The 13,093-nt window shown below is 70.2% G+C and carries 12 protein-coding genes; 9 read left to right on the forward strand and 3 right to left on the reverse strand.

All coding sequences use genetic code 11. The annotated features are described in order from the left end of the window. Positions 1 to 100: 100 nt before the first annotated feature. Both HNR22_RS00840 and HNR22_RS00845 read left to right on the forward strand, forming a co-directional pair. Positions 101 to 787, forward strand: coding sequence for an AraC family transcriptional regulator (locus HNR22_RS00840; protein ID WP_343059624.1), 687 nt, complete (start codon positions 101 to 103; stop codon positions 785 to 787). Positions 788 to 899: 112 nt separating this feature from the next. Continuing rightward, positions 900 to 1,859 carry an alpha/beta hydrolase gene (locus HNR22_RS00845; protein WP_246380571.1) on the forward strand — a complete coding sequence of 320 codons (960 nt, stop codon included), beginning with the start codon at positions 900 to 902 and terminating at the stop codon, positions 1,857 to 1,859. A gap of 18 nt (positions 1,860 to 1,877) precedes the next feature. Here HNR22_RS00845 and HNR22_RS00850 read toward each other — a convergent pair whose 3' ends face one another. Beyond that, positions 1,878 to 2,522 carry an alpha/beta fold hydrolase gene (locus HNR22_RS00850; protein ID WP_179778553.1) on the reverse strand — a complete coding sequence of 215 codons (645 nt, stop codon included), beginning with the start codon at positions 2,520 to 2,522 and terminating at the stop codon, positions 1,878 to 1,880. 67 nt (positions 2,523 to 2,589) lie between these two features. Here HNR22_RS00850 and HNR22_RS00855 point away from each other — a divergent pair, with 67 nt between their 5' ends. Then, positions 2,590 to 2,955: a DNA polymerase ligase N-terminal domain-containing protein gene (locus tag HNR22_RS00855; protein WP_179778554.1), complete on the forward strand. Its 366-nt coding sequence runs from the start codon at positions 2,590 to 2,592 to the stop codon at positions 2,953 to 2,955. Positions 2,956 to 3,012: 57 nt separating this feature from the next. Here HNR22_RS00855 and HNR22_RS00860 read toward each other — a convergent pair whose 3' ends face one another. After that, a complete protein-coding gene (locus HNR22_RS00860; RefSeq protein ID WP_179778555.1) occupies positions 3,013 to 3,732 on the reverse strand; it encodes a VOC family protein in 720 nt (239 codons plus the stop codon). A 158-nt stretch (positions 3,733 to 3,890) separates the two neighbouring features. On the opposite strand from HNR22_RS00860, the gene HNR22_RS00865 reads away from it, so the two are divergent. The 4 genes from HNR22_RS00865 to HNR22_RS00880 all read left to right on the forward strand — a co-directional run bounded on the left by HNR22_RS00865 (position 3,891) and on the right by HNR22_RS00880 (position 10,323). Then, the gene (locus HNR22_RS00865; protein WP_343059625.1) at positions 3,891 to 4,538 is read left to right on the forward strand and encodes a TMEM175 family protein; all 648 of its coding nucleotides are present in this window, start codon (positions 3,891 to 3,893) and stop codon (positions 4,536 to 4,538) included. A 99-nt stretch (positions 4,539 to 4,637) separates the two neighbouring features. Next, entirely contained in the window at positions 4,638 to 5,252 is a 615-nt protein-coding gene (locus HNR22_RS00870) for a YdeI/OmpD-associated family protein (RefSeq protein WP_179778556.1), read from the forward strand. A gap of 162 nt (positions 5,253 to 5,414) precedes the next feature. Beyond that, entirely contained in the window at positions 5,415 to 6,854 is a 1,440-nt protein-coding gene (locus HNR22_RS00875) for an AMP-binding protein (protein WP_179778557.1), read from the forward strand. 253 nt (positions 6,855 to 7,107) lie between these two features. After that, on the forward strand, positions 7,108 to 10,323 hold the full coding sequence (locus HNR22_RS00880; RefSeq protein ID WP_343059626.1) for an AfsR/SARP family transcriptional regulator: 3,216 nt from the start codon (positions 7,108 to 7,110) through the stop codon (positions 10,321 to 10,323). A gap of 104 nt (positions 10,324 to 10,427) precedes the next feature. On the opposite strand, the gene HNR22_RS00885 is transcribed toward HNR22_RS00880, so the two are convergent. Then, positions 10,428 to 10,607 (reverse strand): hypothetical protein, encoded by a 180-nt coding sequence (locus HNR22_RS00885; RefSeq protein WP_179778559.1) that lies wholly within the window; start codon positions 10,605 to 10,607, stop codon positions 10,428 to 10,430. A 274-nt stretch (positions 10,608 to 10,881) separates the two neighbouring features. Between HNR22_RS00885 and HNR22_RS00890 the strand changes: the two genes are divergently transcribed. Together HNR22_RS00890 and HNR22_RS00895 are read left to right on the forward strand one after the other, a co-directional pair. Continuing rightward, positions 10,882 to 11,220, forward strand: coding sequence for a hydroxyisourate hydrolase (locus HNR22_RS00890; RefSeq protein ID WP_099857337.1), 339 nt, complete (start codon positions 10,882 to 10,884; stop codon positions 11,218 to 11,220). Positions 11,221 to 11,275: 55 nt separating this feature from the next. Then, on the forward strand, positions 11,276 to 13,054 hold the full coding sequence (locus HNR22_RS00895; protein WP_425488086.1) for a 2-isopropylmalate synthase: 1,779 nt from the start codon (positions 11,276 to 11,278) through the stop codon (positions 13,052 to 13,054). Positions 13,055 to 13,093 lie beyond the last annotated feature (39 nt).

Below are 13,093 nucleotides of genomic sequence, written 5' to 3' on the forward strand. Positions count from 1 at the left end.
GACGCGGCCCAGCCGACTGGCCGGCACCACCATGGCGGGCTTCAGTGACCGCGCCAACAGCCTCGTTGACGTCGAGGTGGTCCCGCATCCGGGCATCACGATGGTGTTCGACCTCGGCGACCGACCTCTGGTCATCGATGACGGCAACGGGCAGCAACAGCGGGGCCGTGCCGTCGCTGGGCTTGCGCCCAACCGTGTTCGTGGGCAGGGCCAGCCGGGCAGCTTCACGTGCCTGCAGGTGCGGTTGTCGCCTGTGCTCGCGCGCCCGGTCCTGGGTGCTGCGTCCGAGCTGAGCGGTGCGGTGCTCAACCTCGACGACCTGTGGGGAAGCGACGCGGTGCGGACCCAGGAGCGGCTGCGCGCCGCCACGTCGTGGGAGGACCGGTTCGCGATCGTGGAGGTCGCGTTGGCCCGGCGTTACGACGCGGGCCGTGCCGTCGATCCAGAGGTCGCCTTCTGTTGGGCACGGATGGTGGCCGCCCGGGGGCACATACGGGTCGAGCGGTTGGCCGCTGAGATCGAATGGAGCCGCAAACGGCTGTGGTCACGGTTCCGGGCACAGATCGGCGTCCACCCCAAACGTGCCGCCCAACTCATCCGCTTCGATCACGCGGCCCATCGCCTGGCCGCTGGTCACGCCGCCGCCACGGTAGCGGCGGACAGCGGCTATGCCGACCAGTCCCACCTGCACCGCGACGTCATGACCTTCACCGGGCTGACGCCTGCGACGGTGGCGAAGGCGCCGTTCCTTGCCGTCGACGATGTCGCGTGGTCTGCCCGACCGTGACGTGACGGTCGAGGGCGATCCGTGGCTGACGACCCGGGAACATTCGTCCAATCCACCGTCGAGCACCGACTGCGACAGTGGGCGCACAGCGTCGTCGCAGGTCGGAGGACAGATGAGAAGCAAGGCCCCGCTCGGCACCCGTATCCTCAGGGACACCCAGGACTGGGAGGCACTGAGCGACCACCAGGTGATCCTCGCGCGTGAGAAGGCCATTCGGGCGGCAACGTCCCGTGCTGCGTGGGTCGTCACCGGCCGGCCCGACCGCCGCGCGCAGATCACGGAGACCAGGATCGACCTTCCGGGCCGCCGCCTGATGCTGCGCGTACACCGGCCGAAGGCCGCCAGCCGGACACTGCCGCTGATCGTGTCCTTTCATGGTGGAGGCTTCATCGCGGGAACCGCGGCCCAGAACGACTGGCTCAACAGCCACCTCGCGGCCCGGTGCCCCGCGGTGGTCGTGTCGGTGGAGTACCGCCTCGCCCCGGAGCACCCGCTGCCCCAGCCGATCGAGGACGGCTACGACATCCTCGTGCGGCTCGTCGAAGACGCCGCCGGTTGGGGTGTCGATCCCGGCGCCGTCGCGGTCATGGGCGAGAGCGCCGGCGGTACGATCGCCGCGCTCATCGCCCTACGGGCCGGCAAGGACGGCCCGCCGCTGCGTGCCCAGGTGCTGAACTATCCGGTCACGGACTGGACCGAGACCATGAGCGGGTACGCGTCGGTCGACGAGAACGCCGACAACCCCACACTGCCGATGTCCCGGATGCGGGCCGCCCGGAGGCTGAGCGTCCCACCGGGCCTCGACGCTCGCGACGTGTCGCCCCTGACGTTCGACAGCCTCGCCGACCTGCCGCCGGCCCTCGTCGTCACGGCCGCGCTGGATCCGCTGGCCGACCATGGACGCCGCTACGCCGAACGGCTCCGCGAAGACGGCACCGATGCTCACCTGGCCTGCTACCCGAGGGCCACGCACAGCTTCCTGAGCATTCCCGGTCTGGTGCCGGCCGCCCGGCCGGCGCGACGCGAAATCCTCACCTTCCTGCGTGCCCATCTCCGCTCGGCCCCACGATGAGGACCAGCCCTCCGCGTCTCACCGCGACACGTACGCGGACAACCGGTCGGCGAGCTGCTTCGGGTGGCTGAACGACACCGCGTGGCAGCCGTCGATCTCATCCGGGGTGACGCCGAGCCGGTCGGCGGCCACCCGGCGCTGGAAGTCCACCGGAAAGAACTGGTCCTCGCGGGCGATGAGCACCTTCGTCGGCACGTCCGGCCAGGCGTTCAGGGGCCACGGCTCGTTGCCCTCCGCGCTGGCCTGGTCCCGGTTGTGCGCCGCAGCCCGCGCGATCAGCTCGGCCGGCACGCCGTTGTAGAACTGCTCCTCCTCGCTGAGCCCTTCCGCACCGCGATAACCGGTGTTGCCCCACCAGTCCCCGGGCCTCTCGCCGGGCTCGGGGATCATCGGTGTGAGCAGGACGATCAGCCGCACCGGCAGCCGGTCGGCGATCAGCGGCGCGGTGAACGCGCCATAGGAGTGGCCGACGACCACAAGATCGCGCCGGTCGCCGATCGCGCTGACCACCGTGTCGCAGAACTCGGCGAACCCCGCCGACCTGTCCTCGATCGGCAGCTCCGGCACCACCACGTCGTGGCCGCGGCTGGTCAGCTCGGGGACCACGAGATGCCAGTCCCAGGCGCTGCCCCCGCCGCCGTGGATCAGAACGAATGTCGCCATGACCCGAAGCCTCGCACCCGGGTACGACATGCGCGTTGGCAAGCGACGGAGCCTTCCAGCCGCGACAATGGCAAGAGTGGCGCCCGCCTTCGTCCTGCACGATCACCGCAAACCACGGCCGCACTTCGACCTGCGGCTCGAGGAGGGCGGTGTGCTGCGCTCCTGGGCAGTGCCGCGGGGCCTGCCGAACAGCCCCCGCGACAACCGGCTCGCCATCGCCGTGCCCGACCACCACCTCGATCACCTCACCTACGAGGACGCCGACAAGTCGATCGCCGACATCGGCACCTGGGAGGAGCACGACCGCACCGACCGTCGGATGCTGTTCACGTTGCACGGCCGCACCGGCCGCCGGCGGTACGCGCTGATCCGCACCGGTGAGGGGTGGCTGCTCCACCTGACGAAGGAGCAGCCTCCGGATGAGCGCGGATAGTTGCCGTCGCCGACCCTCCGGGCTCCACGACTGCGCGGGCCGGCCGGTGCCGTCGGATCACCGCATCGCCTCCGCGAGGTCGGCGGCGGTGTCGAACGCGGACGCTGCCCGTTCGGTCTCGTCCGCGGTGAGCGCGACACGATCGACCCGGCTCAGCATCTCCGTCGCGGTCTCCTGGTCGTGCAGCACCATCGCCAGTTCGGCGCGGTAGACGAGAACCTCCACCTGTGCGACCGGGTCGTCGTCGGCCTGCGGACGTGCCAGCGCGCTGTCGAGGATCCGGACGGCCTGGTGGACGTCGCCCCTGGAGTCGGCCTGCACGACGGCGTTCGCCAGGGCTTTGGCGAGCCGTCCGGCGGGCGTCGTGGCCGGCGCGGGCGTCGTGGTGGCATTCTGCACGATGCGGATCCAGTTGCCACCCGGGTCGATGACGCTGAACCCGCCCAGACCGTCGTAGTTCTTCCGCGCCCGGGGTCGGGTCATCCGTGGCATGCCGGACACCAGCACCTTGCCGTACGCGGCCCGCATGCCCGCCGCGAACGCCCGGTGCAGTTCCCCGATGTCCGAGGTGAGGACGAGGCAGGAGCCGTAGGACTGCTCCGGGTCGAAGCCGGGCATCTCGAAGAAGTGCAGATGCAGATCCTCGCGTCGCAACGCCACGTACGGGTTGGGCTTGCGTTGTTGGTGCGTGGCGTGGAATCCGAGAGCCGCGTAGAAGGTGACGATGTCGTCGATGGACGCGCAGGGCAGCAGGGGAACGGTCACCTCGTTGGTCATGGCCTATTCCTAGGCGTCGCGGCGGTCCCGTCGCACATGGAAATAGCCGACCGTCGCCTTCAGTGGTCCGATCGGGCGATGCGGCCGAGGTGTAGCTGCGGCAGCGCACTGCGGCGATCAGCACACCGACAGAAGCCTCGTCACCGCATAATCAGGGCGTGCGGTCCAAGAGCGACAATCCTCGTCTGGTGCGTCAACCCGGTCGGTTGATCTCCTTCAGCGACGCTGTGTTCGCCATCGCCGTGACGCTCCTCGTGCTGGAGATCCAACCCCCGCAGGACTTCGCGCATCTCCTGCGGGGCCTCGGCGCGCTGTGGCCGTCGTACCTGGCATACGCGCTGAGCTTCCTGCTCATCGGGCAGGTGTGGGTCAACCACCACGTCATGTTCGACCGGGTCCGGCACGTCGACCGAGAGGTCCTGTTCCTCAACACCCTGCTGTTGATGGTCATCGCCTTCCTGCCGTTCTCCACGTCGCTGCTCGCCGACGCGTTGCGCGCGGAGCAGGGGCTGCGCGTCGCGGTCGTCGTCTACGGCGCCACACTGTGGACGGCGGCGGCCCTGTTCAACATCATCTGGGCCCATCTTCGCCGCGCCAAACTGCTGGACCCCGACCTCGGCCCCTTCGGCATCCAGGCCATCGGCCGCAGGTTCGCGCTCGCGCTGGTCTGGATCGGCTCCGGCATCCTCGTCGGCGCGTTCCTGCCGATCGCGGGCGTCGTCATCATCGCCGGCTTCCTGCCCGCCTACTACCTCCCCATCCGCGGCGAGTACGGCGAGGACACCGCCACCGACCAGCGCGGCTAGCCCCACGGTCCCCGACGCGACAGGCCGGGCCGTTCGCGGGCCGACGGACCGCTGGGTGTCACGGTGTGGACGCGGTCGGCGGCGCGTTAGCCTGCTGTCGTGGCGGGAGCTGAACTGGATGAGTTGATCGTCGCGGACGGCGACGGGCTGCGTGCGTGGTTGTTGGCCAACCACGCCACGTCACCAGGCGTCTGGCTCGCACTGGCCAGGAAGGGCGGCAGTGTCACCACGCTGACCTGGCAACAGGCTGTTGACGAGGGGCTGTGCTTCGGCTGGATCGACGGGCAGGCCCGTAAGCGGGATCAGGAGAGCTCCTGGATCCGGTTCACCCCACGCAGGTCCCGCAGCTCATGGTCGCAGCGCAACGTGGCCAACGTGGCTCGGCTGGAGGAGCAGGGTCGGATGCTGCCGCCGGGCCGCGCCGCGGTGGACGCCGCGAAGGCCGACGGGAGGTGGGAGGCCGCCTACGCTCCTCCCTCGGAGGCCGAGGTGCCGGCCGACCTTCTCGCCGCGATCGCCGCCGACCCCGCTGCCCAGGCCATGCTCGACGTCCTCACCAAGGCCAACCGATTCGCTCTCATCCATCGCGTCAACGGCGTCAAGCGGACTGAGACGCGCGAGCGGAAGATCCGCGAATTCGTCGCGATGCTGGCCCGCCACGAGACGTTCTACCCGCAGAAGGCCAGGCCAGCGGACCCGCCGCCATCGGCATAGCGCATCCGTGCGAGGACGGCGGCAGAGGCGCAACGCCTACGCCGAGTGACTGGTGGGCCGACGACGGGGATCCGCCGTGTCATGAGTTAGGGGTGGGCCGACGCCGGCCGGGTCCGTAGATTCAGCTTCGGTTGCGTTTGTGCGGCCGCGAGGGGGCTGGCCATGCTGTTGCCGTCGTTGTCCGGAGATGTGCCCGATCGTGCTGACGCCGTACGCGTCGACGGCGACGTCATCTCCCGGGAGGCCCTGCGGGCCGCTGCGGGCGCGGTGGCCGCCGACATCGCCGGAGCCGGGACGGTGGCGGTGCTCGCCACCCCGAGCGTGGCAACGGTCGCCGCCGTCGTCGGTGGCCTGTTGTCCGGGGTGGCGGTGGTTCCGGTGCCGCCGGACACCGGCGCGGCCGAGCTCGCCCACGTGCTCACCGACTCGGGGGCCCAGCTGCTGCTGGCCGGTGAACCGGACGCGCCGGTGCTGGCGGACTGTCCGATACCGGTGGTGCCGGTCGACCAGGGGCGGCGCGGTGAGGTGCCGACCAGCGGCCCCGCCCCGTCCACGACCGGGCTGATCCTCTACACCAGTGGCACCACCGGCCCGCCGAAGGGCGTGCTGTTGAGTCACGCGGCGATCCGGGCCGGAATCGACGCGGTCGCGCACGCCTGGGACTGGACCGACGAGGACGTCCTCGTGCAGGGTCTGCCGCTCTATCACGTACACGGTCTCATCCTGGGTCTGCTGGGGCCGCTGCGCGTCGGCTCGCCGCTGGTGCACACACGGCGGCCGACCCCGGCCCGGTACGCGGCCGCCGGCGGTTCGATGTACTTCGGGGTGCCCACGGTGTGGAGCCGGATCTGTGCCGAGCCGACGGCCGCCCGCGCCCTGTCCGCGGCCCGGCTGCTGGTCTCCGGCAGCGCGCCACTACCCGCGCCGGTCTTCGCCGAGCTGGAGGGGCTGACCGGGCACCGGCCCGTCGAGCGGTACGGCATGACCGAAACCCTGATAACGCTCAGTACGCGCGCCGACGAACCTCGTCGAGTCGGGTCGGTCGGCCGTCCGGTACGCGGGGTGCAGGCCCGGCTCGTGGACGACGCGGGTGCGCCGGTGCCGGCCGACGGGCAGACCTTCGGGGCGTTACAGATCCGTGGGGCGACGCTGTTCGACGGCTACCTGCACCTGCCCGACAAGACCGCCGAGACGTTCACCGCCGACGGCTGGTTCCGCACGGGCGACGTGGCGACGGTCAGCGAGGCGGGGGAATACCGCATCGTCGGGCGGGCCAGCGCCGACATCATCAAGAGCGGCGGGTATCGGATCGGTGCCGGTGAGATCGAGGACTGCCTGCTCACCCATCCGCAGGTGCGCGAGGTGGCGGTAGTCGGTGCCCCGCACGACGACCTGGGCCAGGAGGTGGTGGCGTTCATCGTCGGCGAGCAGTCACTGGCAGCTCGCACGCTGGTGACCTATGTGGAAAAGCGGCTGGCCCGGCACAAAAGGCCGCGCCGTGTCCACCTGGTGGAATCGTTACCGCGTAACGCCCTCGGCAAGGTGCAAAAGACAACTTTACTGTCGCTGATGGAATCGGGGACGTTGCCGGGCGGTAACTGACGCATGGCATTTCGATGACCTGCCTGGCCGAAAGGTCGAGTTTGGCTGGGACCTTCGGTCAGCTAACCGGCTCTCATATTTTCGACCCGTGGTGACTGCTCGTAGTCTCTAGGCGAACACGGGGGGTGAGTCGTGTATCTAGATGTCTCTATCTCCAGGCCGGACTCGCTACGGTTGCAGGGCTGGACCGCCAGCCGACCGAAAGTACGGCGCCGAGCGACTCCGACGTCGCGTCACCGCGGGGGAGGTGCTCGTGGAGGTACGGGTTCTGGGGCCGCTTGAGGTTCTGATCGACGGCAATCGGTTGGACCTGGGCGGACACCGGCAGCAGATCGTGTTCGCCAGCCTGGCGCTGGAGGCCAACCGGGTCGTCCCGGTGGGACGCCTGATGGAGGCCATCTACGGCGACGACCTGCCCAGCACCTCGCGGGCCCAGGTGCAGATCTGCGTCTCGGCGCTTCGGCGCCTGTTCAACACCCATGACCATCCGGACACCATCGTCACCCGGTCCCAGGGTTATCTGCTCCGGGTCACCGACGGGGACCTGGACCTCGACCGGTTCTCCAGTCTCGTCGAGGGCGGTCGCCGGGCCCGCTCCAGCCAGAATTTCGACGAGGCCGTCCGACACAGTCGCGCCGCCCTCGCTCTGTGGCGTGGCCGCGCCCTCTACGGGCTGGAAAGCCGGCTGGTCCAGTCCGCAGCCAACCGCCTCGACGAACGGCGGATCAACCTCCACGAGGACTGCGTCGAACTCGAACTCGAACTCGGCCGGCACCGCGATCTCATCCCCGAACTCTCCGACCTGGTCGAACAGCACCCACTGCGCGAACGGCTCCGTGGCCAGCTGATGCTCGCCCTGTACCGATCCGGGCGTCAGGCCGAGGCTCTCGATGTCTACCGGCAGGCCCGCCGCACCATGATCGACGAGCTGGGCCTCGAACCGAACCAGTGGCTTCAGCAACTGGAACACGCCATCCTCACCTCCGACGAGGAACTCGCCGCACCGGTCTCCCCCGCGCCCGCCCCGCCATCGGCCGTCCCGCCAGCGCTGATCTCACCCGCGCTGCTGCTGCCCGTGCCGGTCCCGCCGGCGCTGGTCGTCGCACCGGTGGACGACCTTCCCCTCGGCGCGATCACTCCGCCGGTGATCGTCGCTCCCACCGAACCGGTCGTCCCGGTCACCGTGCCCTGCCTGCTACCCACGGACATCGCCGACTTCACCGGCCGGTCCAAGCAGATCGACGTGATCGAGCAGCAGCTGTTGATGGCGGCCGAGAGCCCGACGCAGTTCGCGGTGCCGATCGTGGTGGCGGCCGGTAAACCGGGCATCGGCAAGACGACCCTCGCCGTGCACGTGGCGCACCGGGCCGCAGCGCGGTATCCGGACGGGCAGTTGTTCGCCGACATGCACGGCCGCAGCCCGCAGCGCGTCGGCCCGATGCAGGTGCTGGAACGCTTCCTGCGGACCCTCGGCGTCCCCGGAACAGCGATGCCCGAGGTGCTGGAGGAGCGCGCCGAGCTCTACCGTCACCTGCTCTCCGACCGCCGGATGCTGGTCGTGCTGGACAACGTGGCCGGTGAGAGCCAGGTGCTGCCGTTGCTGCCCGGCACCCCCCACTCGGCGGTCCTGGTCACCAGCCGCAGCCGCCTGGCCGGGCTGCCGGGCGCGATCCACCTCGACGTCGACGTCTTCGACGAGGAGCACTCGCTGGAACTCCTGGCGCACGTCGCCGGACGGGAGCGGATCGACCAGGAGCCCGCCGCGGCCGCGCAACTGGCCTACCTGTGCGGGAACCTGCCCCTGGCGCTGCGGATCGCGGGCGCCCGACTCTCCGCCCGCCAGCACTGGACCGTCGAGCACCTGGTCGAGCGGCTCGACAACGAGGCGCGGCGGCTGGACGAGCTGAAGCACAGCGGAATGGGGATCAGAGCCAGCATCTCGCTCACCTACGACAGCCTCACCGAGGAGGCCCGCCGGCTCTTCCGTCGACTCGCGGTCCTCGACGTCCCGTCGTTCTCCGGATGGGTCAGCGCCGCGCTGCTGGACGAGCCCGTGATGGACGCCCAGGACCTGCTGGACGACCTCGCCGAGGCGCAACTCGTGGAGTGCACCAGCATGGGGCCGGGGCAGGTCCCGCAGTACCGCTTCCACGACCTGATCCGGGTCTTCGCCCGCGAACGCCTCGCCGCCGAGGAGACCGTCGGCGACCGCAACGCCGCCCTGTGTCGGGTGCTCGGTGCCCTGCTGTTCCTCGCCGAGGCCGCCCATTGCGGTCTGCACGGTGGCGCCTACTTCATCCTCAGCAGTGATGCCCCGCGCTGGCCATTGCCGGACCGGCTGACCGACCAGCTGGTCACCCATCCCTTGAACTGGTTCGAACGGGAGCGGCACTCGCTGGTCGCCGGTGTGCGTCAGGCCGCGCAGGCGGGCTTCACCGATCTGTGCTGGACGCTCGCCCACACCGCGGTGACCCTCTTCGAGCCGCGCATCTACCTCAACGACTGGCGGGAGACCCACCGCATCGCGCTCGCCGCCAGCCTGGCGGCGGGTGACAGCCGTGGACAGGCAGCCATGCTCTACTCCAACGGCTCACTGTGCCTCGCCGAGCAGCGGTTCGACGAGGCGCGCCGCGACCTGGAAACCGCCGGGACCATCTTCCGCAGCCTCGGCGACGAGCAGGGGCTGGCGCTGGTCACCCGCAACATCGCGTTCGCCGACCGGATCCGGGGCGACCTGCCGGCTGCCACCACCCGTTACGAGCACGCGCTGGCGAGCTTCCGGCGCAGCGGGGACCTGGGCGCGGCCGCCTACGTGCTGCACAGCCTGGCGCAGGTGCACACGGAGAGCGGCAATCCGCACGAGGCGCTGAGCATCCTGCCGGAGGCACTGGCATTGAGCCGCAGCGCCCGCAGCCGTCGGGTGGAGGCACAGGTGCTGCACCGGATGGGCGACACCTACCTCAACACCGGGGATCCTCTCGCGGCGGCGAGCGCGTTCGCCGAGGCGCTGGCGGTCGTGCAGGACATCGGTGACCCGATCGGTGAGGCGTACGCGCTGCACGGGATGGGCGTGGCGCACATGACTGCCGGTGATCTGGTCGCCGCGGAAACCGCACTGCACAGCGCGCTGAGCCTGGCGAGTACGGCCGGCGAGCGACTCATCGAGGCGCGGGTGTCACTGGCTCTCGGGGAGCTTGCGCTCGAACGCGGCTACGCGACGCAGGCGGTGGTGCACCTGCACCGGGCACTGGGACTGTTCCGGGGCATCCGCGCGCCGAAGTTCGAACAGCGGGTGCTGACCAAGCTGACCGAGGCGTACGTGGCGGCCGGCGGCCGGGACCATCCGTCGTCCGTGGCGGCCGAGCCGGTGCGAGACAACGTGGTTCCGCTGGTGCGTCAACATCGGCTGCAGCGGCCGGATCGCACGGGCAGCGGTTCGTCGGTGGTGCAGGGCATTCGTCAGGGCTGACACTCGGGGTGCAACCGGCCGGCTCGTCAGCCGTACCGGGCTCCCGGGACGTGCGCCCGGTGGCCGTTGATCAGATGGCCCGCCGGACCCCCACGCGGTGACGATCAGCCCCAGGGCTGGCTGGGGGAAGGGGTCGTGCTCGGCGTGGGGGTGGCCGCCGGGGCCGGGGCGGTGGCGCCGTCGGCGTGTGCGGCGGTCGCTCCGAACAGCCCGACCGCGATGGCGGCGGCGGCGACGGCGATGGCGATGCGGGCCTTGACGGTGATCGAGACGTTGTTGCTCATGGCGATGTTCCTCCAGGTGAAGGGGGATTTCGTTCCGCCGTGTTCGGCGATGTCACCAACGTAGGAACGAGCCCCATCACCGCGTTATCTGTTCACCTGCCAACCCCTATCACCGCTATCGGATAGCGGCGGATAGCCGGCGATAGAACGGCGAAGGCCATCCGATAGCCGGCCGGCGCACAGTTCTGCCCAAGGCCGGGAATCCGGCAACCAACCGTCGCCCGCTCGCACTGCGGGCCCGAGCGACGGGACTGACTGGCAGGTGAAAAACGACATGAGTGTTTCGGCGCAAGCTTTGGACGGTGTGTTCGGCCGCCCTGCGGCGGGCATCCGGGCGCGACTCGAACGCGCCTCCGACGGCGGCTGGAAGCCGGTCGCCGACGCGGAGTCCGACCCCGACGGCCACATCGACGACTGGGCGGCAGAGCTTCTGGAGAGGGGCCCCTACCGGATCGTCTTCGACAGCGACCACTACTTCTCCGGCCTCGGCGTCAGCGCCGCCTACCCGGAGATCGCGGTCACCTTCCGCGTCCAGGACGAGTCCGACACCTGCCAGGTCCAGGTGCTCCTCACTCCCTACTCGTACTCGATGTACTTCGGCACCCGGGGATGAGTCAAGTGGCGCCCGGGCCGCAGGTCCCGGCACCTCACAGCGCGGAAAGGAACCCATCGTGAACCCGAGTCGACGATCTGCCGGCCGCTACCTACCCGCCGCTCCGGTGAGTCTGCCGGATCGAAGGTGGCCGAGCCGTACGGTCACCACCGCGCCCCGGTGGCTCTCGACCGACCTGCGCGACGGCAACCAGTCGCTGGCCAACCCCATGAGCCCGGCCAGGAAACTGGCCATGTTCCGATTGCTCGTGGAGATGGGTTACAAGGAGATCGAGGTCGGTTTCCCGGTGGCGAGCCAGGACGATCACGACTTCGTCCGGCTGCTGATCGAGGACGACCTGATCCCGGACGACGTCTGCATCACGGTGCTGACGCAGGCCCGCGACGAGCTGATCCGCCGCACGGTGGAAAGCCTGGCCGGCGCTCCCCGGGCACGCATCCACATCTACAACGCCACCTCGCCGCTGTTTCGCCGGGTCGTCTTCGGCATGACCCGGGCCGAGTGCCTGGACCTCGCGGTCCAGGGGACGCGGCTGATGATGAAGTACGCGGAACGCACCCTCGCCGGCACCGACCTGCGCTACCAGTATTCGCCCGAGCTGTTCAACGACACCGAGCTGGAGTTCTCACTCGAGGTCTGCGAAGCGGTCATGGACGTGTGGCAGCCGGAGCCGGACCGTCCGATCATCCTGAACTTCCCGACCACGGTCGAGCGGACCATGCCGAACATCTTCGCCGACCAGATCGAGTGGCTGGACCGCAACCTGTCCCGCCGCGAGCACGTGTGCCTCTCGGTGCACCCGCACAACGATCGCGGCACCGGCGTCGCCTCCGCGGAGCTGGCGACCCTCGCCGGCGCGCAGCGGATCGAGGGCTGCCTGTTCGGCAACGGCGAGCGGGCCGGCAACGTCTGCCTGGTCACGCTCGGGCTCAACCTCTACACCCAGGGCGTCGACCCGGGCATCGACTTCTCCGACATCAACCGGATCCGGCGCACCGTCGAGTACTGCAACGAGCTGCCGGTGCACCCGCGCCACCCGTACGGCGGGGACCTGGCCTACACCGCGTTCTCCGGCTCCCACCAGGACGCCATCAAGAAGGGTTTCGACGAGCGAGCCCGGGCCGCGATGGCGATCGGCGCGTCCGTCGACGACCTGCCCTGGGAGGTGCCGTACCTGCCGCTGGACCCGGAGGACGTCGGCCGCACCTACGAGACCGTGGTGCGGATCAACAGTCAGTCCGGCAAGGGCGGCATCGCCTACGTGCTGGCCAGCCGACACGGCCTGCGCCTGCCGCGCGACCTGCAGCTGGAGTTCGCCGGCGTGGTCCAGGCGCAGGCCGACGCCGCCGGGGTGGAGATCCCACCGGCCCGCATCGGAGAGCTGTTCCTGCGGGAGTACGTCGTGCAGCGCCCACTGTCGGTGCCGTTGCGCTTCCGCGACATGGTCGCCACCGAGCTGCACGTCGGCGGCGGCGGGTTCACCGTCGGCGCCGCCCGGGCCGACGCGGTCGAGCAGATCCGCACCACGATGCTGTCCTGGGGGATCGACGTGCGCGCCGTGCACCGCACCGGGGTCGGCGCCGTGTGCGAGCGCGACGACGTGGTCGTCTACGCCGAGTGTCGTCTCGGCACGCGTACCGTCTGGGGGGTCGGCATCGACGCCGAGCCGGACACCGCGGCCTTCGCCGCCGTCCGCGCCGCGCTCAGCCGCGCCCTCCGCTCCGGCAACGCCCTGGAAACCGTCGGGGATCTCGACGCCCCGGCGATGCACCCCGCGCCGCCCCGGCTGCGCCCGGTCCTGGCCGGCACCGTCGGCCTCAACCTGGCCGGCTGAACACCAATCGAGGCCGTTCACCACACCAGACCCTGGGGA

This window comes from Micromonospora jinlongensis (genome assembly GCF_013410645.1).
Taxonomy (GTDB): Bacteria; Actinomycetota; Actinomycetes; order Mycobacteriales; family Micromonosporaceae; genus Micromonospora; species Micromonospora zamorensis.